At 72.7% G+C, this 25,049-nt stretch carries 17 protein-coding genes; 8 read left to right on the top strand and 9 right to left on the bottom strand.

Annotation, left to right across the window (positions count from 1 at the left end):
- Positions 1–78: 78 nt before the first annotated feature.
- The 6 genes from ACIRR8_RS10310 (at position 79) to ACIRR8_RS10285 (ending at position 13,481) form a co-directional block, all read left to right on the top strand.
- The gene (locus tag ACIRR8_RS10310; RefSeq protein ID WP_404061582.1) at positions 79–5,142 is read left to right on the top strand and encodes a DNA repair ATPase; all 5,064 of its coding nucleotides are present in this window, start codon (positions 79–81) and stop codon (positions 5,140–5,142) included.
- A gap of 30 nt (positions 5,143–5,172) precedes the next feature.
- Positions 5,173–7,203 carry an NAD-binding protein gene (locus tag ACIRR8_RS10305; protein ID WP_404061579.1) on the top strand — a complete coding sequence of 677 codons (2,031 nt, stop codon included), beginning with the start codon at positions 5,173–5,175 and terminating at the stop codon, positions 7,201–7,203.
- A 292-nt stretch (positions 7,204–7,495) separates the two neighbouring features.
- Entirely contained in the window at positions 7,496–8,587 is a 1,092-nt protein-coding gene (locus ACIRR8_RS10300) for an LLM class flavin-dependent oxidoreductase (protein WP_404061577.1), read from the top strand.
- Between the two features lie 5 nt (positions 8,588–8,592).
- Entirely contained in the window at positions 8,593–9,261 is a 669-nt protein-coding gene (locus ACIRR8_RS10295; RefSeq protein ID WP_404061574.1) for an FMN reductase, read from the top strand.
- A gap of 83 nt (positions 9,262–9,344) precedes the next feature.
- On the top strand, positions 9,345–9,767 hold the full coding sequence (locus tag ACIRR8_RS10290) for a universal stress protein (protein WP_404061572.1): 423 nt from the start codon (positions 9,345–9,347) through the stop codon (positions 9,765–9,767).
- Positions 9,768–10,031: 264 nt separating this feature from the next.
- Positions 10,032–13,481: an ATP-binding protein gene (locus tag ACIRR8_RS10285; RefSeq protein ID WP_404061569.1), complete on the top strand. Its 3,450-nt coding sequence runs from the start codon at positions 10,032–10,034 to the stop codon at positions 13,479–13,481.
- A gap of 97 nt (positions 13,482–13,578) precedes the next feature.
- Here the strand turns inward: ACIRR8_RS10285 and ACIRR8_RS10280 are convergent, their stop codons facing one another.
- The 4 genes from ACIRR8_RS10280 to ACIRR8_RS10265 form a co-directional block, all read right to left on the bottom strand.
- Complete coding sequence (locus ACIRR8_RS10280) at positions 13,579–14,436, bottom strand: ABC transporter permease (protein ID WP_404061566.1); 858 nt, start codon at positions 14,434–14,436, stop codon at positions 13,579–13,581.
- Positions 14,433–15,404 (bottom strand): ATP-binding cassette domain-containing protein, encoded by a 972-nt coding sequence (locus tag ACIRR8_RS10275; protein WP_404061563.1) that lies wholly within the window; start codon positions 15,402–15,404, stop codon positions 14,433–14,435. Before ACIRR8_RS10275 ends, ACIRR8_RS10280 begins: the two co-directional genes overlap by 4 nt.
- A 50-nt stretch (positions 15,405–15,454) precedes the next feature.
- Positions 15,455–16,069 (bottom strand): NADPH-dependent FMN reductase, encoded by a 615-nt coding sequence (locus tag ACIRR8_RS10270; protein ID WP_404061560.1) that lies wholly within the window; start codon positions 16,067–16,069, stop codon positions 15,455–15,457.
- A gap of 144 nt (positions 16,070–16,213) precedes the next feature.
- A complete protein-coding gene (locus tag ACIRR8_RS10265; RefSeq protein WP_404061557.1) occupies positions 16,214–16,621 on the bottom strand; it encodes a hypothetical protein in 408 nt (135 codons plus the stop codon).
- A 131-nt stretch (positions 16,622–16,752) separates the two neighbouring features.
- Between ACIRR8_RS10265 and ACIRR8_RS10260 the strand changes: the two genes are divergently transcribed.
- A complete protein-coding gene (locus tag ACIRR8_RS10260; RefSeq protein WP_404061554.1) occupies positions 16,753–17,667 on the top strand; it encodes a hypothetical protein in 915 nt (304 codons plus the stop codon).
- 110 nt (positions 17,668–17,777) lie between these two features.
- Here the strand turns inward: ACIRR8_RS10260 and ACIRR8_RS10255 are convergent, their stop codons facing one another.
- The 3 genes from ACIRR8_RS10255 to ACIRR8_RS10245 form a co-directional block, all read right to left on the bottom strand.
- Entirely contained in the window at positions 17,778–18,179 is a 402-nt protein-coding gene (locus ACIRR8_RS10255; RefSeq protein ID WP_404061552.1) for an RNA-binding S4 domain-containing protein, read from the bottom strand.
- A gap of 126 nt (positions 18,180–18,305) precedes the next feature.
- Positions 18,306–18,833 carry a hypothetical protein gene (locus ACIRR8_RS10250; RefSeq protein ID WP_404061550.1) on the bottom strand — a complete coding sequence of 176 codons (528 nt, stop codon included), beginning with the start codon at positions 18,831–18,833 and terminating at the stop codon, positions 18,306–18,308.
- 215 nt (positions 18,834–19,048) lie between these two features.
- On the bottom strand, positions 19,049–21,118 hold the full coding sequence (locus ACIRR8_RS10245) for a PhoX family protein (protein ID WP_404061547.1): 2,070 nt from the start codon (positions 21,116–21,118) through the stop codon (positions 19,049–19,051).
- A gap of 305 nt (positions 21,119–21,423) precedes the next feature.
- Here ACIRR8_RS10245 and ACIRR8_RS10240 point away from each other — a divergent pair, with 305 nt between their 5' ends.
- Entirely contained in the window at positions 21,424–23,088 is a 1,665-nt protein-coding gene (locus ACIRR8_RS10240) for a VWA domain-containing protein (protein WP_404061545.1), read from the top strand.
- Here ACIRR8_RS10240 and ACIRR8_RS10235 read toward each other — a convergent pair.
- Positions 23,022–24,290, bottom strand: coding sequence for a sensor histidine kinase (locus ACIRR8_RS10235; RefSeq protein WP_404061541.1), 1,269 nt, complete (start codon positions 24,288–24,290; stop codon positions 23,022–23,024). The genes ACIRR8_RS10240 and ACIRR8_RS10235 overlap by 67 nt on opposite strands.
- Positions 24,287–24,940: a response regulator transcription factor gene (locus ACIRR8_RS10230; protein ID WP_404062552.1), complete on the bottom strand. Its 654-nt coding sequence runs from the start codon at positions 24,938–24,940 to the stop codon at positions 24,287–24,289. The genes ACIRR8_RS10235 and ACIRR8_RS10230 overlap by 4 nt, the downstream gene beginning before the upstream one ends.
- Between the last annotated feature and the right edge of the window lie 109 nt (positions 24,941–25,049).

The raw sequence follows: 25,049 nt of genomic DNA, 5'->3' as shown, positions 1-25,049 counted from the left end.
CTGAACAGGGACGCGGAGAGGCTGGGGATAGGGCGCCCCGGCCGGAGAAGACGAAGACACGCAAGGAGAGCCGTACGCATGGACAGCGACATCACCACCGCCGCCACCGACACCGCCGCAGCCCCGCAGGACAGGCAGGGCGCGGGAGGCGATGTGGATGCCGGTGCCTACGAGGTGTTGCGGCGGCGGCTCTCCGCTCAGGCCGGGGAGCTCGTGCGGCGGGCCGAGGCGCTCAACGTACGGCGTACCGAGGAGTTCGGGTCGACCGAGCTGCGGCTCCTCGCCACCGAGCAGGTCCGCACCGGGCACCCCGCTGTCCCGCGCGACCTCGTCGCCGTCGGCGGACAGCTGCTCTTCGGCTTCGAGCGAGGCCCCGGCGCCCGGGGTGAGGCCGGAGTCGACGACGTACTCCTCGTCAAGCACGCCGAGGACGCCGAGAAGGACGACGCCACCGCCCCGCAGCCGGACACCGCCCTCCTCGACGACGACGCCTTCCGCCGCGAGTTCGGCTCCCTCCACCGCTACTTCCGCGACGCCCGCCTCCTCCGCCTGCGCCGCGTCAACGGCAAGCTGCTCGCCGTCTTCCGTACCGGCAAGGACGCCGAGGACATCCGCGTCCTGCGCTGGGCGCTCGGGGCCGACGGCTCGCCCGGGGCCTTCCTCGACGCGCAGGGCGAGCGCGACCATGTGTTCCCCGCGTCCCACGACTTCGAGTGGACCGTCGCCGGGCGCGAGGCCCACATCACCGGGCGCCATCCGCACATCGCCATCGGCAAGGGCGGCGGACTCTTCGTCGACACGCTCGGCGGGACGCTCACCGTCAAGGTCACCGACGACACCGAGTCGCCGGACGGGATCTACGAGGAGGCCGTCGACGAGCCGTTGCAGTCGCTGGCGGACGCGGATGTCGAGTACGCCGAGGTGGGACCGCTGGTGCTGCTCCGCGTGCGGCCGTACAAGGAGACCGACTGGCGGTACCTCGTCTTCAACTCGCTGCTCTCCACCGTGCAGCGGCTCGACTCCATCGGACCCGCCTGTCACCGGCTCCCCGAGGACCAGGGGATCATCTTCCCCGGCGGCTACTACCTCACCACCGGCACCGCCAAGACCTTCGACACCGCGGAGGAGCTGACCGAGCCGGTCTTCGAAGGTGCGGTCCGCTCGCCCAACGGCGAGGACGTGCTGTACGTCTTCCGCTCCCGCGACGGCCTCCGCAGCCTCCTCCTCCCCTACAACCTGATCCGCCAGGAGGTCGCCACCCCGCTCACCGGACGTGGCCACGCGCTGCTGGACGACGGCACGTTGATCCTGCTCCGTGACCACCCGGACGGTCCGGACGTTCCGGCGCGCGTGCACCCGTTGCAGCGCTGGCAGACGCCGTACGTCTCCGACACCTACGCCGCCGCCCGCCCGGCCGGGACGGGGCCGCTCGCGCGGACCGGCAACGCCGACCTCGTACGCGGGATTTCGGACTGTCTGGCGCTCGCGCACGGCGTACGGGACATAACGCCGACGACCGCCGTGTACGGGCAGCTCGCCGCCGACTGCGCACGGGCGCAGGACCGGTACCACTGGCTCTCCGATCCCGAACTGGGCTTCCTCGGTGAGCCGTTGGCGGAGCTGCGGGGTACGGCACAGCAGGTGCTGGCCGAGTTCACCGCCGTGCAGGAGCTGACACGGCGGGCCGCCGACGCGCTGGAGGAGACCACCGGCCGCATCACCGCGCTCGTGCGGCGGGTGCGCGGCGAGGTACCGGGGTCGGCCGCCGCGTGGGTCGAGCGCCTGACCGAACTCCGGCAGGCGCACGGCCACTTGGCGACGATCGGTGAGATGCGGTACGCCGATGTCGAGCGGATCGCGGAGCTGTCCGCCCGGACCGAGGACGACATCGCGTCGGCGGCTCAGCGGGCGGTGTCGTTCCTCGCCCGCGAGGATGCCTTCGACGGGTACCACGAGGAGATCACCGCACTCGTCGAGGACGCCGGCGCGCTGGCGAGCGTACGGGACGCGGCGACCGTGTCCGACCGGCTCGGCACGATGACGGACGGGCTCGCCACCGTCACGGACGTGGTGGCCGGGCTGGAGATCGGTGACGCCACCGTCCGTACGTCGATCCTGGAGCGGATCGCGGAGGTGCTGGGCGGCGCCAACCGGGCCCGGGCCACGCTGGACGCGCGGCGGCGGGAGCTGCTGTCGAAGGAGGGGCGGGCGGAGTTCGCGGCCGAGTTCGCGCTGCTCGGGCAGGCGGTGACGGGTGCGCTGGCCGCCGCCGATACGCCGGAGGCGTGCGACGACCAACTGGCGCGGCTGCTGCTCCAGTTGGAGAACCTGGAGTCGCGGTTCGCGGAGTTCGACGACTTCCTCGCCGAGCTGGCCGAGCGCCGGAGCGATGTGTACGAGGCGTTCTCGGCCCGTAAGCAGACGCTCCAGGACGAGCGGGCGCGGCGGGCCGAGCGGCTGGCCGGGTCCGCGCAGCGGGTGCTGGAGACCATCGGCCGGCGGGTGGCCGCGCTCGCGGACCTGGACGCCGTTCACACGTACTTCGCCTCCGACCCGATGGTCGCCAAGGTGCGCCGGACCGCCGACGAACTGCGTGAACTCGGTGATCCCGTACGGGCCGAGGAGCTGGACGGGCGGCTGAAGGCGGCCCGCCAGGAAGCCGGACGAGCGCTGCGTGACCGGAGCGAGCTGTACGCGGACGGCGGGTCGGTGATCAAGCTGGGGCGGCACCGGTTCGCCGTCAACACCCAGCCGTTCGACCTGACGCTGGTGCCCTCCGGTGACCGGCTCGCCTTCGCGTTGACCGGGACCGACTACCGGGCGCCGGTCACCGACCCGGCGTTCGAGGCGACCCGGCCCTACTGGGAGCAGCTGCTGCCCTCGGAGTCGGCCGCCGTCTACCGCGGCGAGTATCTGGCGGCCCGGCTGCTGGAGGAGCATGGTGCCGCGCGCCTCGCCGCGCTGGGTGAGGGCGAACTCACCGCGCTGGTAAGGGAGTCCGCCGCAGAGGCGTACGACGAGGGGTACACCCGTGGCGTCCACGACGAGGACGCCACCGCCATCCTGCGCGCTCTGCTGCGCCTGCACGGGACAGCGGGGCTCCTGCGCCACGAGCCCGCCGTCCGCGCGGCCGCCCAGCTCTTCTGGGCGTACGGGACACAGGAGGCGCAACGTGTCTCGTGGACCCGGCGGGCCGGATCGCTGGCCCGCGCCCGTGACACGTTCGGGCTGGCTCCGGCCATCGCGGTACTCCAGGAGGAATGGGCCGCGGAGATCAGCGAGTTCGACGGTGAGGCGCGGGCCGGTGCCGTCGCCGCCTACCTCTTCGAGGAGGTGACGAGCGGGCCCGGCGGCTTCGTCGTGGGCACCACGGTCACGACGTTCCTGGCCGCCTTCCACCGGGCCGCCGGACCCGACGCGTACGCGGACGACCTCGCCGCCCTCGGCGGTGACCTGGCCGCCCGCAAGCAGCTCGTCGAGGGCTGGCTCCTCCCGTACGCGGAGGCCTCCGGCGCCGCCCCCGCCGACGGCGACCTCGCGGAGGCCGTGGCGGTGGAGCTGTGTCCGGAGCTGGAGCGGTACGAGTGCGACGCGCCGCTCACCGAGCGGGTGGAGGGCCTTCTCGGGGACCACCCGCGCATCGGGAGCGGCAGGAGCCTCACCGTACGGATCGATGAACTCCTGGCCAGGACAGGTGAGTTCCGGACATCGAGCGTGCCCGGCTTCCGTGCCTACCAGCGGCTTCGCACCTCCCTGGTGGACGCCGAGCGCGGGCGGCTGCGGCTGGACGACCACCGGCCGCGCGTGATGTCGGCGTTCGTCCGCAACCGGCTGCTGGACGAGGTGTATCTGCCACTGATCGGTGACAGCCTGGCCAAGCAGCTCGGCACCGCCGACGCCGACCGGCGCACCGACTCGCAGGGCCTGCTGCTGCTCGTCTCGCCGCCCGGCTACGGCAAGACGACGCTGATGGAATACGTCGCGGACCGGCTCGGGATGGTCCTCGTCAAGATCAGCGGGCCGAACCTGGGCCATGACGTGACCTCGCTCGATCCGGCGCAGGCGCCGAGCGCGACCGCGCGGCAGGAGATCGAGAAGATCAACTTCGCGTTGGAGGCGGGCAACAACACCCTGCTGTATCTGGACGACATCCAGCACACCTCGCCCGAACTCCTGCAGAAGTTCATCCCGTTGTGCGATGCCACCCGCCGGATCGAAGGCGTACGGGACGGCGAGCCGCGCAGCTACGACCTGCGCGGGAAGCGGTTCGCGGTCTGCATGGCGGGCAACCCGTACACGGAGTCCGGCGAGCAGTTCCGGATCCCGGACATGCTCGCCAACCGGGCCGACGTGTGGAACCTGGGTGAGGTGCTGAGCGGGCGCGAGGACGTCTTCGCGCTGAGCTTCGTGGAGAACGCGCTGACCGCCAACCCGGTCCTCGCTCCGCTCGCCGCGCGCTCCCGCGACGATCTGGCGCTGCTGGTCCGGCTGGCCGGCGGGACCGATCCGGCGGCCCGTGCCGATCACCTGGAACACCCTTACTCCGCTGTGGAGTTGGACTCCGTGCTGGCGGTGCTGCGGCATCTGCTCACCGTTCGGGACACCGTCCTCGCGGTCAACGCGGCGTACATCGCCTCGGCCGCGCAGACGGACGCGACGCGTACCGAGCCGCCGTTCCGGCTGCAGGGGTCGTACCGCAACATGAACAAGATCGCGGAGCGGATCGTGCCGGTCATGAACGGTGCCGAGCTGTCGGCCGTCGTGGACGACCACTACGCGGGCGAGGCCCAGACGCTCACCACGGGCGCCGAGGCCAACCTGCTGAAGCTGGCGGTCCTGCGGGGCACGCTCACCGCCGCGCAGGCCGAGCGGTGGGCGGCGATCACCTCCTCGTACGTCCGTACGCAGGCGCTCGGCGGCCCGGACGGCGATCCGATGACCCGGGCCGTGGCGGCGCTGGGGCTGCTCGCCGACCGGATCGCGGCGGTGGAGACGGCGATCCAGCGGGCGGCCGATACCCGTCACCTCCTGGCAGGACCGGCGGACCAGCCACTGGCCGGACCGGCGAACCAGCCACCTGGCGACCAGAACCGGCCAGGGCTTCAGAACCACCATGCGAAGATCACCAACATTCCACAGTGACCGGGAAGACCTGGCCGGAAGGATCACGGCATGCTGGGTTCCGTGCCCCCACTTCCTCAGCAGCCGGGACGTCCGCAACCCGGGCGGCCACAGCCGGCACAGCCGCCGTCCACCGGTCACATGATCGTCTGCGGCGACGACGCGCTCGCGCGCCGGCTCGCCGTGGAGCTGCGGTTCGTCTACGGGGAACGGGTCACGCTGCTCCTGCCGCCCGGCCGCGACGCCAACAGCCCGGAGACGCCGCTGACCCAACGCGGCCGCGCGGCGGCCCTGTTCGGCCGGATGTCGGCGGCGATGAACCGCACCGCCGCCAACGGGAGCGGCTCCACGGGCGGCGCCAACGACACCAACGCCGGGGTCGAGGCCGTCCGGATCATGGAGGCGCCCGAGCCCTCCGACGACGTACTGGAGGAGGCGGGCGTCGACCGGGCCGCCGCCCTCGCGCTCGTCTACGACGACGACGAGCGCAACATCCGCGCCGCGCTCACCGCCCGCCGCCTCAACCCCCGTCTGCGGCTGGTCATCCGGCTCTACAACCGCAAGCTCGGCCAGCACCTGGAGGAGCTGCTCGACCAGGCGGCCGCCGTCGCCATGCCCGGCATCGACCCGGCGCTGCTCGACGCCTCCACCACCGTCCTCTCCGACGCCGACACGGCCGCACCCGCGCTCGCCGCCACCGCGCTCACCGGCAGCAGCAAGGTCATCCAGGCCGAGGGGCTGCTCCTGCGCGCCGCCGAACGCCCGCCGCCGCGCCCCGGCGAGAGTCTCGATCCCGGGCTGTGCACACTGGCGTTGCTCTCCTCCACCACCAACAACCCCGCGGGGTCCGAGGGTTCGGACAGCAGTGGCGCCGAAGGCCCCCAACTCCTGCCCGACGAGCAGACCGTGTCGGCCGCCGAAGGGCGCGGGACCGTCGTCCTGGAAGCGATCAGCCGCGCCGACCCGGACCGTCCCGCGACCCGGATGGGCGGCAGGGGCGCGCCGCTCGCGCAGGTCTTCTCCCGCCGGCTGCGCTGGTCGGCGCTCGGCGTCGCGGTCGCGGCCCTCGCGCTGGTGATCGCCTCGGTGCTGACCACCGGGGACAGCGCGATCCACTCCACGTACCTCACGCTGCTCGACCTGCTCGGCATGAACGACCCGGCGGAGGACGCACCGGCGGCCCGCCAGATCATCCAGCTCCTCTCCGGCGTCGCCGGGCTCCTCCTGCTCCCGCTGCTGATCGCCGCCGTCCTTGAGGCGTTCGGCACCCTGCGCACCGCCTCCTCGCTGCGCCGCCCGCCGCGCGGCCTGTCGGGGCACGTGGTGCTGCTGGGGCTCGGCAAGATCGGTACGCGCGTCCTCGTACGCCTCCGTGAGCTGGACATCCCGGTGGTCGTCGTCGAGGAGGATCCGGACGCGCGGGGCATCCCGCTGGCCCGTTCCATGCACGTACCGACCGTCCTCGGCGACGTCACGCAGGAAGGCGTCCTGGAAGCCGCCAAGATCCGCCGCGCGCACGCCCTCCTGGCGCTCACCAGCATCGACACGACGAACCTGGAGGCGACGCTGTACGCGCGGTCGGTGAAGCCGGACCTGAGGGTGGCGCTGCGGCTGTACGACGACGAGTTCGCCACCGCCGTCTACCGCACCCTGCGCACTGCGCACCCCCAGGCCCTGACCCGCTCCCGGTCCGTCTCCCACCTGGCCGCGCCGTCCTTCGCCGTCGCCATGATGGGCCGCCAGATCCTGGGCGCGGTGCCGGTCGAGCGGAAGGTGATGCTCTTCGCGGCGCTGGAGGTGGCGGGCCATCCGCAGTTGGAGGGCCGCACGGTGGAGCAGGCGTTCCAGGCCAGCTCCTGGCGGGTCCTGGCCATCGACGCGACCCCGCCCGCCGACCGCAACCCGGACCTCGCCGCCGTCCCCCCGTACCCTCCGCAAGGCCCGCCGACGCCCTCCGGCCTGGTCTGGGACCTGCGCCCGGAGTACGTGCTGCGCGCCCAGGACCGGGTGGTGATCGCGGCCACCCGGCGCGGTCTCGCGGAGCTGCTGCGGCGGCAGCGGACGGCGGCGCCGCAGCCGTGAGGTCCGGCGGGCGGTGAGACGGTCGGGGCATGTCAGCCGCCTGGCGGACCGGACAGGTGAGCATCAGCCCGCTGACCGCCGACTGCCGGGAGTGTGGTCGGGGCTCCTCGCGGTGGTGGTGGATGCGCAGCCGAATGCCGGCGTGGGGCGTGGCCGGCGTCAGGGAAGGGGTCGTGGCCGGCGTCAGGGAATAGGTCGTCGGGGCGTTCCGTTGTAGGGTGTAGTTCAACGTTCAACCAAATGTGGTTCAACGACTTCTGGATCACCCCGCGACCCTCAGGAGGCGGACGCCATGCAGTTCGGGATCTTCACCGTCGGAGACGTCACCACCGACCCGACCACCGGCCGGACGCCTACCGAGAACGAGCGGATCAAGGCGACCCTGGCCATCGCGCAGAAGGCCGAGGAGGTCGGCCTGGACGTCTTCGCGACCGGCGAGCACCACAACCCGCCGTTCGTCCCGTCCTCCCCGACGACGACGCTCGGCTACATCGCGGCGCGCACCGAGAACCTGATCCTGTCCACCTCCACCACGCTGATCACCACCAACGACCCGGTGAAGATCGCCGAGGACTACGCCACCCTCCAGCACCTCGCCGACGGCCGCGTCGACCTGATGATGGGCCGGGGCAACACCGGGCCGGTCTACCCTTGGTTCGGCAAGGACATCCGCCAGGGCATCCCGATGGCCATCGAGAACTACGCCCTGCTGCACAAGCTGTGGCGCGAGGACGTCGTGGACTGGGAGGGCAAGTTCCGTACGCCGCTGCAGTCCTTCACCGCGACCCCGCGCCCGCTCGACGGCGTCCCGCCGTTCGTCTGGCACGGCTCCATCCGCTCGCCGGAGATCGCGGAACAGGCCGCCTATTACGGTGACGGGTTCTTCCACAACAACATCTTCTGGCCGATGGAGCACACGAGGAAAATGGTGGCCCTTTATAGGCGCCGTTACGCCCACTACGGTCACGGCACCGAGGAACAGGCCATCGTCGGGCTCGGCGGACAGGTGTTCATGCGGAAGAACTCGCAGGACGCGGTACGGGAGTTCCGCCCGTACTTCGACAACGCGCCGGTCTACGGCCACGGCCCGTCCCTGGAGGACTTCACCCGCGAGACCCCGCTGACCGTGGGATCGCCGCAGGAGGTCATCGAGCGGACGCTGACGTTCCGGGACGCGGTCGGCGACTACCAGCGGCAGCTGTTCCTGATGGACCACGCGGGGCTCCCGCTGAAGACGGTCCTGGAGCAGCTCGACATCCTCGGCGAGGAGGTCGTGCCGGTGCTGCGCAAGGAGTTCGCCAACCTGCGGCCGGCCGGAGTGCCGGAGTCCGCGCCCGTCCACCCGGCCGTCACCGCCGCCCGTACATCCCTGAAGGGAGCCTGACCAGCATGTTCGCCACCGCACCGCTGCGCATCGTCGCCGTCTCGGCCGGGCTGAGCCAGCCGTCCTCCACCCGGCTGCTGGCCGACCGGCTGGCCGCCGCCACCCGTGAGCGCCTCACGGCCGAGCGGGACGGAGACGACAGGGAGGTCGAGGTTCGCGTCATCGAGCTGCGCGACCTCGCCGTGGACATCGCGAACCACCTGGTCAGCGGGTTCCCGCCGGCCGCGCTGCGGGAGGCCATCGACGCGGTGACGGAGGCGGACGGGCTGATCGCCGTGACGCCCGTGTTCACCGCCTCGTACAGCGGTCTGTTCAAGTCGTTCTTCGACCTGATCGACCACACCGCGCTGACCGGCAAGCCGGTCGTGATCGCCGCGACGGGCGGCACGGCCCGCCACTCGCTGGTCCTGGAGCACGCGCTGCGGCCGCTCTTCGCCTATCTGCGGGCCGTCACCGTACCGACCTCCGTCTACGCCGCGTCCGAGGACTGGGGCTCCTCCGGCGACGAGTACACCGAGGGCCTGCCGTCCCGGATCCGGCGCGCCGGCGGCGAGCTGGCCTCGGCGGTCCTGGGCCGCACGGTCTCCGGCGCCTCCCGGGCGCTGAGCCTGGACGACGGCGCGGACGCGGTCGTTCCGTTCGAGCAGCAACTCGCGGACCTGCGGCTGGACTGAGCCGGCCCGATTGTCCGTTTGATTACAGTGAGACCGGATGCTGGAACGCATCTGTTCCGAGCCGGACCGAGCTGGAGGCAGATATGGGCAGGATCGTCGTGGGTGTGGACGGGTCCGATCCCTCAATCAAGGCACTGCACTGGGCCGTACGCCAGGCCGAGCTGACCGGTGACACCGTGGAGGCCGTGAACAGCTGGGAGTATCCCGCGACCAGCTGGGCCTCGATGATGCCGGGCCTGCCGCAGGACTTCGATCCGCAGGCGCTGGCCCTGGTGTCGCTGAACGAGGCGCTGGAGGAGGCCCTCGGCGCCGAAGGAGCCGCCGCGATCAGCAAGATCGTGGTCATCGGCAACCCCGCCCAGTCCCTGCTGGACCGGGCCAAGGGCGCCAACCTGCTCGTCGTGGGCGCCCGCGGCCGCAGCGGCCTCAAGGCGACGCTGCTCGGCTCGGTCAGCCTGCACGTCACGCAGCACGCGCCGTGCCCGGTGACGGTCGTACGCGACTGAGTCCCCGACGCCCGTCGCCCGGACGCCCGCCGCGCGGATGCCCGCCGACCGTCGTTCGCGACCGACCGTCGTTCGCGACCGAGCGCCGTTCGCGACCGAGCGCCGGAAGGCGGTCGCCCGCCGACCGTCGCTCCTCCGGTGGCCCTCCTCCGACCAGGTCGGAGGAGGGCCACCGGCCTGTGTCCGGCCTGGTGGGAGGCTGTCCACCGGCCTGGCACCGACAAACGAGGGGCCGTTGTCAGTGGGTCCTCCTATCGTGTGGTCATGACCCCTGCTCTGTTCGGGCGCGACCATCCCGCAGGCATCCTCCGCTCGGAGATCGTCCGGGCCACGGACAGCCACGGCGGCCTCGTGCTGGTCACGGGCGAGGCCGGGATCGGGAAGACCACGCTCGTCACCGACGCCGCGCACGAGGCGCGGCGGCGCGGGGCGCTGGTGGTCGGCGGCTCCTGCTGGGACTCCGACAGCACTCCGGGCTACTGGCCGTGGGTGCAGATCCTGCGCGGCCTGCGCCGCTCCGCCACGGCGGCGGAGTGGGCGGCGGCCCAGGAGTCGGCGGACGGGCGGCTCGGCATCCTCCTCGGTGATCCGGGGAGCGGGGGCCCGGCGGGGGCGGGAGACGCCGATGGGGACGGGGGCGCGGGTGGCTCGGGCGGCTCCTCTGCGGGCGGCGCGGGCGGCGCTTCTGCGGGCGGCGCGGGCGGCGCTTCTCCGGACGGGGCCTCTTCGGACGTGGCCTCGTCGGACGGGGCCGAGGCCTTCGGGCTGTACGACGCGGTGACCACGGCCCTCGTCACCGTCTCCCAGAGCCGCCCTCTGGTCGTGGTCCTGGACGACCTCCACAGCGCCGACCCGGCCTCGCTCCGGCTGCTCGAATTCGCCGCCCAGCACGCCTGGTTCGAGCGCCTGCTGCTCATCGGCACCTATCGGGACGTCGAGGTGGAGGCCCACGGCCACCCGCTCCAGCAGCTGATCCTGCCCCTCGTCTCGCGCGCCTCGGCCACCCTCACGCTGACCGGCCTCGGCCGCGACGAGGTGGGCGCGCTGATGGCCGTGACCACCGGCCGCGAGCCCGCGCCGCGGCTGGTCGACGAGGTCCACCGGCGCACCGGCGGCAACCCGTTCTTCGTCGAGCAGACGGCCCGGCTCTGGCACAGCGGCAGTCCCGTCTCCACCATCCCGCCCGGCGTGCGGGAGGCGGTCCGGCAGCGGCTGAGCCTGCTGCCGGAGGCGGTCGTCTCGCTGCTGACCGCCGCCGCCGTACTCGGCCGCGAGTTCCGCCGGCAGGTGCTGGCCGTGGTCCACGGCTCGCCGGTCCCCCAGGTGGAGCGGCTGCTGGAGTCGGCGATCGTCGCCCGGGTCGTCGTCCCGTACCCCTCCGGGAGTTACGCCTTCGCGCACGACCTGCTCCGCGAGACGCTGTACGCCTCCCTCGGCGACGCGGAGGCCCGCCGCCGCCACGCCGCCGTCGTCCGGGCGCTGGACGCGCACGGCGGCCTCCACGACGCGGTGCGGCCCGGGAACCTCGCCCGCCACGCCCACCTCGCCGGAGGAGAGCTGGAGCGCGACCGCCGGATCGACCTGCTGCTCGCCGCCGCCCGGGACGCCTCAAGCCGCCTCGCCGACGAGGAGGCCATCGGTCACTACCGCCGGGCCCTCGCGGTGGCGTCGGGAGAGGCGGGCGGTGAGGCCGGTGGCGGGCCGGGCGCGGGGCCGTCGGGTGCGGCGCGGGCTCCCGACCGGCGCCGGACCGCGCTCATCTGCCTCGACCTCGGCGAGCAGCTTCGGCACTCCGGAGAGAGCGCCGAAGGGGACCGCCTGCTGGACCGGGCGGTCGACCTGGCACGGGAGCTGGACGACCCCGAGCTGCTGGCCCGGGTCGCGATCACCCTGTACCGCCGGGGCACCCTGGGCGGCGGTGAGGCGTTCATGGTGACGTTCCTGATCGAGGCCCACCGCAAGGTCACCGGCAAGGACGGGCAGGACAGCCTCTCCGCCGACCGGCTCGCGCAGGAGCTGGCCATCCACATCATGGCCCTGGCCCGCGACGGCTCGGACGACGAGGCCCTCGCCTTCTCCCTCTGGGCCCGCCACGACTCCGTATGGGGTCTCGGCTCGGCGGTGGAACGGCTCGGGCTGACCGACGAGATGGCCGTCGTCGGCCGGCGCACGCAGAACCTGGACATGGAGCTGCACGCCACCTCCATGCGGTGGGTGGCGCTGCTGGAGCTCGGCGATCCCGCCTTCATCGACCAGTACCGCACGTTCATCCGGGCCGCCGAGCGCTCGGAGCTGCCCCGGTTCGCCCTGGCCATCGCCGTCGACGGCAGCCTGATCGCCTCCCTCCAGGGCCGGTTCGCCGAGGCGGCCGACGGGCTCAGCGGTGAGGAGCTCGGTCTGGAGGGCGAGGACCACGAGGCGTTCGGCTTCATGGGCTGCCATCTGCAGTGGTCCCTGCACCTGCTCCGGGGGCAGTTCGCGGAGGCCGGGAAGGTGCTCGCCGCGCTCCCGGGTGCCCGGTATCCGTACCCCGGGCTGCTGGAGGCGCTCACCGCGGTCGAGCAGGGCGACGCCGCCCCGGCCCTCCGCCTGATCGCCGAGCAGTCGGACCGCCCGGCCCCCTACCCACGGGCCTTCATGCCCCTCTGGCTCCGGCTGCTGGCCCAGACGGCCGCGACCACCGGCGACCGGCGCCTGATCACCCGCGCCGAGGACGAGCTGACCCCCTACACGGGCCAGTGGGTCGTCTCGCTGTACGGGTGCGACATCGGCGGCCCCGTCGACCTCTGGCTCGGGATGCTCGCCGCCGCCCGGGACGACCAGGACGCGGCGGTGGCCGCCCTCACCGAGGCCGCCGCCTCGGCGGACCGCCTCGGCGCCCGCCCCTGGGCCGTACGCGCCCGGCTGCACCTGGCCCGCGCCCTCCTCACCCGCGCCGAGCCGGGCGATACCGGGCGGGCCCGTGCGCTCATCGCCGAAGTGGAAAGGGAGGCCGGCGAGCTGGGCCTGCACCACCTGGCCGCCGAAGCCCCGTCGCTCCGCACGCCCCCGCCGGCCACCGGCCACCACACCGCCGAACCGGGCCATCCGGCCACCGGCCCCGGCCGGCAGACAGCCGGCCCCGCCCCCACTCCGGCCCAGGTCCCCGCCCCGGCACCGCCGCCACCCGCCGCCGAGTTCCGCCGTGACGGTTCCGTCTGGCAGCTGTGCTGGGGCGGGCGGACCGTGCACGTCCCCGACGCCAAGGGGCTGCGGGACCTGCACAGCCTGCTGGGTCTCCCCGGCACCGACGTCCCGGCCGTGCGGCTGCTCGCACCCGAAGGCGGGGCCGTCGTGGCCGCAGCCGGGCGGATGGGCGGCGACCCGGTGCTCGACGAGGAGGCCAAGCGCCGCTACAAGGAGCACCTGGACCGGCTCGACGCCGAGATAGACCGCGCGGCCGCACGGGACGACACCCGGCAGGTGGAGGCGTACGACCGGGAGCGGCAGGCCCTCCTCGACCAGCTGCGCACAGCGGCCGGGCTCGGTGGCCGGAGCCGCCGCCTGGGCGACCAGACCGAGCGCGCCCGCAAAACGGTCACCGCCCGGATCCGCGACACCCTGCGCAAGCTGGACTCGCTCCACCCCGAACTGGCGGCACACCTGCGGGAGTCCGTGACCACGGGAACCACCTGCGCCTACCGCCCGGACCGGACGACCGACTGGCAGCTGTGACCCCCGTCCGGTGACCCCTGTCCGGTGTTTGCGGCCCCAACGGCGGCTGTGACCCGGCACCGGTCCGGTGCCGGGTCACAGCCGCCTACCTCCGCGGTCACTTCCGGTTGTAGAGCCGCATCGTCACGGATCCGAAGACCACCATGATCACTCCGGCCCATCCCAGCGACCAGGCCAGATCGGAGACCGGCCAGTTGCCCGCCATCAACTCGCGTACCGCCGTGGCCAGGTGGGTGATCGGGCTGTTGTTCACGAAGGCCTGCAGCCAGCCCGGCATCGTCTGCGGGTCGACGAAGACGTTGCTGAGGAAGGTGAGCGGGAAGATCACCATCATGCTGACGCCCATCACGGACTTCTCCGTCCGCAGCAGCAGCCCGAACATGGTCCAGATCCACGAGAAGGCGAACGCGAAGACCAGCAGCAGGGCCACCCCCGCCAGCATCCCGAGCACCCCGCCGTCCGGCCGGAAGCCGATGATCATGCCGACGGCGAGCATCACCACCGACGCCAGCACATAGCGCAGGACGTCCCCGAGCAGATAGCCGACCAACGGCGCGGGCCGCCAGATCGGCAGCGTACGGAACCGGTCGAAGACGCCCTTGGTGATGTCGGTGTTGACCGAGACACCCGTGTACATCGTGATCATCACGACGCTCATCACCAGGATGCCGGGCAGCAGGAACTGGATGTACTCCTGCGTGGAGCCGGCCAGCGCGCCTCCGAAGAGGTACGTGTACATCAGGACGAGCATGATCGGGAAGGCCGTCACATCGAAGAGCTGCTCCGGCACATGCTTGATCTTCAGCATGGCGCGCCAGCCGAAGGTGAGGGAGGCCGAGAGCGCGCTGGGCCTCGGCGGCCGGTCCAGGCCGACCAGCAGGGCCGCGAGGCGCTCCTGGTCCGGCGCGGCGAGTTCGACGTCTTCCAGCTCCGTCTTGGTGGTCGCGGTGCTCATGCCGCCACTCCCTTCTTGTCCGTGAGGGCGAGGAAGACCTCGTCGAGGCTGGGCTGTCCCAGCGAGAAGTTGTCGACCGTGATGCCGGACCGGGCCAGCTCGGCCAGGGCCCGGGCCGCCTGCTCCGCCGCGCCCCGGTCGGAGCCGTGCGCATCGATCCGGGCGGTCAGCGCCACCGGGTCCGCGTCCAGCTGGACCGTGGCGTCGAGCGCCAGCGACAGCACCCGCTCGGCCTCGGGACGCTGGGCGGCGTCGCGCAGCCGCAGGTGGACGGTGCCGGAGCCGACGGAGGCCTTGAGCTCGCCCTTGGTGCCCTCGGCGATCACCCGGCCGTGGTCGATCACGGCGATCCGGGAGGCCAGCTGGTCGGCCTCGTCCAGATACTGCGTGGTCAGCAGGACCGTGGTGCCGTGCGCGACGACGGCGCGCACGATGTCCCAGACCTGGTTGCGGCTGCGCGGGTCGAGTCCGGTGGTCGGCTCGTCCAGGAAGAGCAGGTCCGGGGTGTTGAGGATGGACGCGGCGATGTCGATGCGGCGCCGCATGCCTCCGGAGTAGTTCTTCACCTGCTTGCCGGCGGCCTCGGTCAGCCCGAACCCTTCGAGCAGCTGGGCCGCCCGGTCGCGGGCCGCGGGCTTGGAGTGGCCGAGGAGGCGGGCGAGCAGGATCAGGTTCTCGCTGCCGGTCAGGTCCTCGTCGACCGAGGCGTACTGCCCGGTGAGACTGACCCGGCTGCGGACCGCGTCGGCTTCCTTCACCACGTCCTTGCCGAACACCCGGGCCGATCCGCCGTCCGGGCGCAGCAGCGTCGCGAGCATCCGTACGGTGGTGGTCTTCCCGGCGCCGTTGGGTCCGAGGACCCCGTAGACGGTGCCGGTCGGGACGGCGAGGTCGACGCCGTCCACCGCGCGGTTCTCACCGAAGACCTTCACCAGCCCCGTGGTCTCGATGGCCAGTTCAGTACTCATGAATCCATTCCTTGTGCGTCGTCGTCGAAGTTCAGGGGTGGGGGGTGGTGTCAGGAGACGTAGGGGCGGACCGCCCGCGCCTCGCGCAGGGCCCGGCCCCACCAGCCGAGCTGGTCGAGCATCAGCCGCACCGCCCGGTCCCGCGCGCAGGATCCGGCGCGGTCCTCCAGCGGTGTGCGGAGGAAGTCGAGGGCGACCCCGTTGCGCAGGGTCACCGTGTGCAGCTCCGTGAAGACCGAGCGCAGCTGCTCCACCGCGTACAGCCCGGTGGAGCCGTGGCCGTAGCTCACGAAGCCGACCGGCTTGGTCTGCCACTCCTCGTACGCGAAGTCGATGGCCTGCTTGAGGGAGGCCGGGAAGGAGCGGTTGTACTCCGGGGTGACCACGACGAAGGCCTCGGCCTTCCCGATCGCACCGGCGAACTCCGTCATCTGCTCCGTCGCCCGCTCCGGGTAGTGCACGGGGAAGTCGAACTCCGCGAGGTCCAGGACGACGAGGTCGAGCTCGCCCCGTACCCGAGCCCGCTCCACGAACCAGCGGCCCACCGCGTCGCCGATGCGCCCTTCGCGCGTGCTGCCGATGATCACCGCGACCCGCAGCGGGTCGCCGCCGTCACCGTCCCCGGTCTCCTCGGCCTGCCCGCCGGTCCTGCCGTCGTCCGCCATCGCGTCTTCCTCCTCCCGCTCCCTCTCCGGCTCCCTCACCCCTGGGGCGCCAGATGTGGCGGCGCGGCCGCCAGATGCGATCTGGCGGCCGCGCCCACGGTCGGTGTCCACGGCTGGAACGGGCCTCGCGGGAGGCGCCGGCGGTCAGGGCTCCCGCGAGTAGAAGAGATAGAACGTGGCCAGGAAGACACCCACGCCGACCGCCAGCCCCAGCAAGGCCGACCGCAGCACGCCGGTATCCGTGAGACTGACCAGGAAGCCGACCGCGCAGGCGGTCAGGGCGCCGCACGCGAGCGCGCGCGGCCCGTGCGGCAGCGTCCGCTGGATCCGGCCCAGCGCGAAGCAGAGGGCCGCCACCGCCGCACCGGCAACGAGGCCCAGGACGACCTGCCCGCCGGTGCTGGGTCCGCCGTCGCGGCGGATGAACGCGGCGTAGAACCCGTAGATGATGCCGAGCGCCAGAGGCACCGCCACGGCGTACGGAGTGAGACTGCGGGGCCGCGCGTGCGCGCGGGCCCCCTTCCGGCCGGGCACGGCTGCGTGTGTGGCCATCGCGGACAGCTCCTTCCCTCGCCCCCGTCGCACGCCCCCGTTCCTCCAGAGCACACCCGCCCACGCGGCCCGGCAACTCGAACGGCGTACGGCCCTGAGCGGTCCGCCTCCTTACGGGATTCCCTGGAGGGGTGCGGACCTCTCCTTCGGCGACTTCGGCGAACCCGGCGACCTCCAGGGACGCGGGGATCTCGACGGTCTCGGCGGCCCTCTCGGCCGTCCTGATCGTCCTGCTCGCCGTCCTGGTGCCGTTCAGCGCGCTCTCCGCCTGGGTCGACCTGGAGATCGACGACACCGACCGTTACGTCGCCGCCGTCTCGCCGCTCTCCTCCGACCCGGCGGTACAGACCACGGTCACGGACCTGATCACCGACGAGGCGATGCGGCAGATCGACCTCGGCCCGCTCCAGGACACGGTCCGGGACCTCCTGCGCGAGACCGTACGGTCCTTCACCACCACCGAGGCCTTCGCCAACGCCTGGGACACCGCGAACCGTACCGCCCACCAGGCCGTGACCGCCGCGCTGGACGGCGACAGCGGCGAGGCGGTCACCATCGACCTGGGCCCGGTGATCGGGCAGGTCAAACAGGATCTGGTGAACCAGGGCGTGCCGTTCGCGGACCAGATCCCGGTCCAGCGGACGGAGATCACGGTGATCGGCACGGACCGCGCGGACAGCCTCAGGGACTCGTTCCACTGGCTGCGCTACTGCAGCATCTGGCCGGCCATCGCCACGCTGGTCCTGCTGGTGCTGGTGGTGGGCATCGCGACGGTACGAGGAGGGCTCCGGGCCGCCCTGACCGCGACGGCGGCCGTCGGCGCCGGCTTCGTCCTCGGAGCGATCGTGCTGCGGATCCTGATGGCGGTCGGCCGGAGCCGGGCGCTGGACGAGGTGCCGGGCAGCGACCGGGAGGCGGCGGCCGCGGTGGTCGACGCCCTCACCGCCTCGCTGCGGACCACGGTGTGGGTCGTGCTGGTGGTCGGTGCGGTCCTGCTGGTGGGAGCGGTGGTGGCCCGGGTCCTGCTGGGGCGCCGGAGGGCTTAGGCGGGCGTGACCCCGGCGTCCCGACGGCCCGACGTTTCACGTGGAACACCCGTACGGACGTTTCACGTGAAACAACGGGACAGAACCCGCACGAGGGGCCGCCGGCCGGCTCAGAGCTCCGGCGGGCGTCCCTGGAGCCGGTCCATCTCGCGGCGGTCGCGCTTGGTCGGGCGGCCCGCGCCCCGGTCGCGTACCGGAACCTGGATCGCCAGCTCGCGCGGCGGCGGAGGCGGGCTGTTGTCGACGAAGCACTCGGTGGCCACCGGCGGGCCGACCCGCTTCTTCACGATCTTCGAGACGGTGACCACCCGGTCCCGCCCGGCGTGCCGGAGACGCACCTCGTCGCCGACCCGGACGGCCTGAGCGGGCTTGGCCCGCTCGCCGCCGACCTTCACATGGCCGGCCCGGCAGGCGGCGGCCGCCTGAGCACGGGTCTTCGTCAGCCGGACCGACCAGATCCACACGTCGACCCGGACGCTTCCCTCCGCCTGCGGCGCGTCACCGGAAACCATGGGTCCGACTCTAGTGGCCTTTCGTCCGGGAGCGTCAGGGACCGGAGCCGGCGACCACCTCGGCCATGTTGTAGCTGTACAGCTCCCGCTTGCACTCGGTGCAGGAGGAGCTGGGAGCGTGCTCGCTCAGCGACCACAGCTGCGGCGCGAAGCCGTCGCCGCGCCCGTGGGCCAGGTAGAGGTCCTCGGGGCCGTACGAGGACTGGAGGAGCTTGGCGTTGCCGACCAGTCGAGTGGTGCCGTCGACCGTCCTCGGGGTGGCCTGGAGCAGGCGGCCGTTGCCATCAGCTCGGTGAGGCCCTGCTTGGGCAGAGCGGCGTCCAGTCTGCCGACGAGCCCGGAGAGGTCGCTGCCCGCGGCGAGCCTGAAGTCGGCGGCGCGGCCCGGGACCGGTTCGGCCCGCGTCCCGGGAGCCAGGCCCTCGGGCGTACCGCCGGGGCCGACGAGGTCGTCCTGTTCGCCCTCGTGCTCGTCGTCGAACCCGTCGTCCGGCATGTCGTCGGGCGGGGCCGGATCATCGGCGGCGGCCCACGCCGTGGTCCCGGCCGGTGCGGCGGCGGCGCCGGACGCCGGTACGAGGCCGGTCAGCAGCACCCCCGCCGCCAGGCCACAGGCCGCGAGGTGGATCGTGCGGGAGCGGAGTCCCCTAGGCATCCTTCCGGGTGGACATCGACGCGTGCGGGGCCGGGGCACTGAGGCATGGGCGTCGCCGCCGCACACCTCGGCCGCACCGGCCGCTCACCGTAGTCATCCGGTGACACTGCTGAGGAGCGCTTTCGACGGACGCACATCAGGCCCGCACCGGAGGGGCACAGGCCTGATGGTCGGTCAGCCCCTCAGGAGAGGCGGGGCAGTCGGGGCGGGTGGGGTCACACGCCGATGTCGCGTCCGTCCTTGCGCCAGACCGCGACGACCGAGGGGCGGACGATCCTGCCGGGTCCGTCGGGCCAGGTGCTCGCCGGCTTCTCGACCGAGGCGCCGTCGACCTCGCCCGGGTGCTGGACGGCGACCAGGACGCGGCGGTCCTGGATGACCGGGCCGCAGGTCTCCGCGCCGGCCGGGACGGTCAGGAACTGCTTCAGCTCACCGCGCCGGTCACCGTGGGTCGCGACGCCGAAAAGGCCGTCGTGCGAGCCGAGCTGGTTGCCGTCCGTGGAGATCCACAGGTTGCCGTGGTCGTCGAACGCCACGTTGTCCGGGCAGGAGATGGGGCTGACGCGGTCCTTGGGGAAGCCGGCGAAGTACGTCGACGGGTCGTTCGGGTCGCCCGCGACGAGGAAGAGCCGCCAGGCGAACCCGTCGCTCGTCGGGTCGTCCCAGTTCTCCGCCAGTTCCAGGATCTGCCCGTGCTTGTTGGCGTTGCGCGGGTTGGCCTCGTCCGCCGGGGCCTTGCCCTCCTTGCCGCGGTCGGTGTTGTTGGTGAGCGCCACGTAGACCCGGCCGGTGCGCGGCGAGGGCTCGACGTCCTCGGGCCGGTCCATCTTGGTGGCGCCGACCTTGTCACCGGCCAGCCGCGTGTAGACGTACACCTCGTCGGCGGTCATGCCGGGCACGTGCGAGGTGGTGCCGGTGGCCAGCGGGATCCAGACACCGCTGCCGTCGAACTCGCCGTCGTTCGGGAGCTTTCCGCTGCCGTCGATCTCGGCGGCCGGGGAGTCGCCGGTCAGCTTCGCGACGTACAGCGTGCCCTCGTCCAGCAGCGTCAGGTTGTGCTCGCGGGCGGCGCGCGAGGTGCCCTTCTTCATCCGCTTGCTGGAGACGAACTTGTAGAGGTAGTCGAACCGCTCGTCGTCGCCCATGTAGACGACCGGGCGCCCGTCGGTCGTCAGCCGGGGCTCGGCCGCCTCGTGCTTGAACCGGCCCAGCGCGGTCCGCTTGCGCGGGGTGGAGTCCGGGTCGTACGGGTCGAGTTCGACGACCCAGCCGAAGCGGTTGGCCTCGTTCGGCTCCTGCGCCAGGTCGAACCGCCGGTCGAACCGCTCCCACTTGCGCTCGGTGGCGCCGGTGGAGATCCCGTACCGCTTGTGCATGGCGGTGGTGCCGTTGGCGAAGTACTGGTTGAAGTTCTCCTCGCCGTGCAGCGTGGTGCCCCACGGAGTCGTGCCGCCCGCACAGTTGTTGAGCGTGCCGAGCACCCTGCTGCCGGTGCGGTCGGCGGACGTACGGAGCAGATCGCTGCCCGCGGCCGGTCCGGTGACCCGGAATTCACTCGTGGCGGTGAGCCGGCGGTTCAGCGGGTGACGGCTGACCGCACCCAGCTTTCCGGTGCGGTTCTCCTCCTGGACGACGACCACGGAGAGTCCGTGCGCGGCCCAGGCGATCTCCACCTGCTCGCGTGTGGGGTTGGCCGGATCGTAACCGCGGAACATGAGGTTCTCGTCCGTGTACTCGTGGTTGGCGACCAGGACCTGACGGCCGCGCTCACCGCGGAGCGGGAGGAGGGAGAGGAAGTCGTTGTTGTAACCGAACTGGCCCGCCTGCGCCTTGGCGGTCTGCTTCTCCGGGTTGAAGGCGGGCGCCCCGCGCAGGATCGGCTCGCCCCAGCGGATCACCACGTTCTGGCCGTACCCGTCGGGGACGGTGACCTTGTCGTTCTTGTTGGGCGCGACCGGCGAGAACCGCAGGCCACGGGCGCCGGACGGGGCCGGTTTGTGGGGCGGGACCGGTTTGTGGCCGTGGCCGGCGAGCGCGACGGCTTCCGCCTGCGGGACGCCCGGGCCGGTCAGCGCGGCCGTACCGGCAGCGGCGGCGACCGTCACGACGGCGGCTGCGCGCATCATCGAGCGGCGGGAGACGGCACGGGCGATGATGTCGCCGGCGTACTCGTTGTCGCTGGTGTTCGGGATCTCCTGGAAGCAGGCGTCCCCGCAGCGGTAGCGGCAGGTCAGCGCGGAACGCCCGCCCGGGTGGGAGCTGATGAGCGGCAGCAGATGACGCATGTGGATTCCCTCCGTCGGTGTGTCGTGCGTGACGGTAGGGGCGGCCCCACGCGGTCCGTGGGACTCCCGGTGAACGGCGGGTGAAGTCCGGGCCACCGCTGTTCCCTTGACCACGTACGGGAACACCGCGCCGGACAGCGCCCCGGACTCGGTCCGGGATCGGTTTCGGCTCGGTTGGCACAGGGGTGGGCCGGACCGGCGAACGGCCGGATCCGGCCGCTAACCTTACGTATCCGTCCTGGCCAGGGTTGATATCGCTCAGGTCGGACATTCCCCGCACCCAACTCATGCGAAAGGCCTCGCCCATGGGCATTCGGAGCTTGCTGCGTAAGGTGTTCGGCCGCACGGAGCAGGACGAGCCGACCACGGCCACCGTCCCGCCCCAGGCCGAGCGCACCCCGTCCACGGAGCCGGAGGCCGCTTCGGCGGAGACCGCTTCGCCGGCCGGTCCTGAGGTGTCCGGGCCGAAGGCGCCGGAGCCCAAGGCCTCGATCCCGGCGCCCTCTTCACCCGTTGCGGAGACCACCGACGGTGACGCCGGTGCGGCGGACCTGGTGGCCGCGGCCTTCGACAAGGCAGCCGCGCAGAAGCCGACGCCTTCCTCCGCCGCCTCGCCGACGGTCCCGGCGCAGGGGACGGGACCGGACGCGGAGCCGGTTGCGGAGGCTGCGGCGGAGCCGGTTGCCGAGCCGGTCGTCGAGCCTGTGGCCGAGTCGAAGCCGGAGGCCGCCGCTGAGCCGGGTGCCGAGCCGAAGGCGGAGGCTGCGGCGGAGCCGGTCGCGGAGACCGTCGCCGAGCCGAAGGCGGAGCCGGTTGCCGAGCCCGCCGCTGAGACCGTCGTCGAGCCGAAGGCGGAGACCGTCCCCGAGCCCGTCGTCGAGCCGGTCACGGTGGAGGAGCCCGCCGCCGAAGCGGCCGAGCCCGTCGTCGAGCCCGACAAGGCCGAGGAGCCCGTACCCGCCGCGGTGCCGAACCCGATCACGATCGACCTCGACCTCGATCTCGCCCCGGTGCCGGCCGAGGAGCCGACCCCCGCACCCGCACCCGCGCCGGAAGCGGAAGCCGAGCCGGCCCGTGCGACCGAGGCCGAGCCCGCCGCCCCCGCCGCCACTCCGGAGGCAACCCCCGAGCACGCCGCCGAGGAAGCCCCCGCAGCGGCAACGACGGAACCGGAAGCCGCCCCGAAGGCCTCCACCCCCACCGAGGTCAACGAGGCGGCAGCCGAGCCCTCCACGGCAACCGCAGCGCCCATCAGGACCCCCAAGACTGCCCCTGCCCCCAGGCCCGCCACCCCCCTCACCCGCGTCACCTCGCGCGCGCCCCAGCTCGTCGCCCCGTACAAGGCGGCGCAGGCGGCGCTCAAGGCGCACGGGCTGACCGGGCTGCGCGCCCGCGTCTACCTGGTGCTCGACCGCTCCGGCTCCATGCGGCCGTTCTACAAGGACGGCAGCGCCCAGCATCTCGGCGACCGCGCCGTCGCGCTCGCCGCCCACCTGGACGCCACCGCCACCGTGCCCGTCGTCTTCTTCTCGACCGACGTCGACGGCACCGGCACGATCGAGCTGGCCGCCCACGAGGGCCGCGTCGACGAGCTGAACGCCGGTCTCGGCCGCCTCGGCCGGACGAACTACCACCGCGCGGTCGAGGAGATCGTGGCGCACCACGAGAAGGCGCAGGACGCCTGCCCGGCTCTGGTGATCTTCCAGACGGACGGCCCGCCGGACGCCAAGCAGTCCGCCCGCCAGGCGCTGGCGGACGCGGCGCGGCTGCCGCTGTTCTTCCAGTTCGTCGCGTTCGGCGAGCAGGACGGGAAGGGCTTCGACTTCCTGCGGAAGCTGGGCGCGCCCAACGCCGCCTTCTTCCATGCCGGTCCGGCCCCGCGCGCGATCGCGGACGCCGAGCTCTACCGCGAGATCCTCGCGGGACTCCCGGCCTGGCTCGCCGCGCGCGAAGAGCGCTCCGAGGGCTGAGCGACGGGCTGATCGACCGGCAGCCGTACGGTCACGGCGAGACCGCCGCCCTCCGGGCCCGGTAGCGCCGTGACCGTGCCTCCGTGGGCCACCGCGATCGACCGCACGATCGACAGCCCGAGCCCGGACCCCGGCCCCATCCGGTCACGGCCCTCGCCCCGCCGGAACGGCTCGAAGAACCCCGCGATGTCGGCCTCGGAGACCACCGGCCCGGTGTTGCGCACCACCAGGACGCCGTCACCGCTCAGCGAGACGTCCACCGAACCGCCCGGCACGTTGTACGTGAGCGCGTTGGCGAGCAGGTTCGACACCAGCTGGGACAGCAGCATCCGGTTGCCCCGCACCGGACAGGCCACCACCTGGACGCTCACCGGAGGACGGCCGTCCGCCCCCGGCCGCCGGGCCGTCTCCTCCGCCACCACCCGGTCGAACCGGACGTCCTCGCGCTCGTCGGCGGCCAGCCCCCGTTCACTGCGGGCCAGTACGAGCAGCCCCTCGATGAGCCGCTCGCTGCGCCGGTTGGTGTCCAGGAGCGTCTGGCGGGTGCGGACGAGGTCATCGGGCGTCGGGTCGTCCAGACCGATCTGGATCGCCACGCGCTGGGTGGCGAGCGGGGTCCGCAGCTCGTGCGAGGCGTTGGCGATGAACCGGCGCTGGCTGTCGAACGCCTTCTCCAGCCGGGCCAGCAGCGCGTCCAGCGTCTCGCCCAGCTCCTTCAGCTCGTCATCGGGCCCGCTGGAGGCGATCCGCTCGTGCAGCGTCCGCTCCGAGAGCCGGCGGGCCTTCGCCGTCATCGCGTGCACGGGCCGGAGCACCCGTCCGGCGATCCACCAGCCGACGCCGACCGCGCCCGCCGTCATCACCAGGAGCGCGGCGATCGACCAGTACATGTGCTGCCTGCTCGCCGCGTCACTGACGTGGTCGGTGAGTTCGTACGCGGTGGGCGCGCCGAGCGAGCTGCGGGCGATGAACGGGCCGTTGACGGTGTACCCGGGCGGCACGACCACGGCGGTGGAGGCGATGGCGCGCGCCTCGGAGTCCGTACCGGCGCGGGAGGCCACGTTGACGGTGGCGAGCAGCGCGGTGCCGAGAACGAGGAAGACCCCGCCGTACACGAGGGCGATGCGCGTCCTGATCGTCGAGTGCGGCAGCGACGACGCCTCCACCAGCCGCCGCAACCGGAGCCGCCCCGGGCCCCTCACAGGGCGTACCCGACGCCTTGGACGGTGCGGATCAGCGCGGGCTCGCCGAGCTTGGCGCGGAGTTTGCTCATGCAGACGCGTACGGCGCCGGTGAACGGATCGGCGTTGGCGTCCCAGGCCCGCTCCAGCAGTTCCTCGGCGCTGACCGTCCCGCCGTCGGCCTCCAGGAGCAGCTGCAGCACGGTGAACTCCTTGGGCGAGAGGTCAAGATCGCGGCCGTCCCGAAGCGCGGAGCGCCGTACGGTGTCGAGCCGGATGCCGTGCCGCTCCAGCTGGGGCGGTACGGGTCTGGCGCTGCGGCGGCGCAGGGCACGGACCCGGGAGACCAGCTCCGGGAACTCAAATGGTTTGCTGACGTAATCGTCGGCACCGAGGTCGAGCCCGGCGACCCGGTCCTCCATGGAGCCGGAGGCGGTCAGCATGAGGATCCGGGTGCGGGAACCGGAGGCGACCAGCCGGCGGGCCACGTCGTCGCCGTGGACGCGCGGGAGGTCGCGGTCGAGGACGACGACGTCGTAGTCGTACAGCCCGAGGTAGGCGAGGGCCGCGTCCCCGCTGTAGACGGTGTCGACCGCGAAGCCGGCCCGGCGCAGCCCGGTCGCGACCAGTTCAGCGAGGATCTCCTCGTCCTCGGCGACCAGTACCCGCATGGTGATGTCCCCTGCCTCGTGCACGCTTGTCCGCTCCCTCCCAGGATGCGACTTTCCTGGGGGAACCATTACGGGAGGGGATGTTTCGCAAAGCTCTCCACCGGCGGCT

The sequence above is a fragment of the Streptomyces sp. NPDC101178 genome (genome assembly GCF_044767965.1).
GTDB lineage: Bacteria > Actinomycetota > Actinomycetes > Streptomycetales > Streptomycetaceae > Streptomyces.
This window is presented reverse-complemented; position numbering and strand designations above follow the sequence as displayed.

Bases quoted from the DNA above. Each gene is read 5' to 3' on its own strand.
- ACIRR8_RS10310 (WP_404061582.1), top strand. From the start codon at position 79: ATGGACAGCGACATCACCACCGCCGCCACCGACACCGCCGCAGCCCCG.
- ACIRR8_RS10245 (WP_404061547.1), bottom strand. From the start codon at position 21,118: ATGCGTCATCTGCTGCCGCTCATCAGCTCCCACCCGGGCGGGCGTTCC.
- ACIRR8_RS10275 (WP_404061563.1), bottom strand. From the start codon at position 15,404: ATGAGTACTGAACTGGCCATCGAGACCACGGGGCTGGTGAAGGTCTTC.
- ACIRR8_RS10290 (WP_404061572.1), top strand. From the start codon at position 9,345: ATGGGCAGGATCGTCGTGGGTGTGGACGGGTCCGATCCCTCAATCAAG.
- ACIRR8_RS10270 (WP_404061560.1), bottom strand. From the start codon at position 16,069: ATGGCGGACGACGGCAGGACCGGCGGGCAGGCCGAGGAGACCGGGGAC.
- ACIRR8_RS10265 (WP_404061557.1), bottom strand. From the start codon at position 16,621: ATGGCCACACACGCAGCCGTGCCCGGCCGGAAGGGGGCCCGCGCGCAC.
- ACIRR8_RS10285 (WP_404061569.1), top strand. From the start codon at position 10,032: ATGACCCCTGCTCTGTTCGGGCGCGACCATCCCGCAGGCATCCTCCGC.
- ACIRR8_RS10300 (WP_404061577.1), top strand. From the start codon at position 7,496: ATGCAGTTCGGGATCTTCACCGTCGGAGACGTCACCACCGACCCGACC.
- ACIRR8_RS10280 (WP_404061566.1), bottom strand. From the start codon at position 14,436: ATGAGCACCGCGACCACCAAGACGGAGCTGGAAGACGTCGAACTCGCC.
- ACIRR8_RS10240 (WP_404061545.1), top strand. From the start codon at position 21,424: ATGGGCATTCGGAGCTTGCTGCGTAAGGTGTTCGGCCGCACGGAGCAG.
- ACIRR8_RS10230 (WP_404062552.1), bottom strand. From the start codon at position 24,940: ATGCGGGTACTGGTCGCCGAGGACGAGGAGATCCTCGCTGAACTGGTC.
- ACIRR8_RS10250 (WP_404061550.1), bottom strand. From the start codon at position 18,833: ATGCCTAGGGGACTCCGCTCCCGCACGATCCACCTCGCGGCCTGTGGC.
- ACIRR8_RS10305 (WP_404061579.1), top strand. From the start codon at position 5,173: ATGCTGGGTTCCGTGCCCCCACTTCCTCAGCAGCCGGGACGTCCGCAA.
- ACIRR8_RS10255 (WP_404061552.1), bottom strand. From the start codon at position 18,179: ATGGTTTCCGGTGACGCGCCGCAGGCGGAGGGAAGCGTCCGGGTCGAC.
- ACIRR8_RS10295 (WP_404061574.1), top strand. From the start codon at position 8,593: ATGTTCGCCACCGCACCGCTGCGCATCGTCGCCGTCTCGGCCGGGCTG.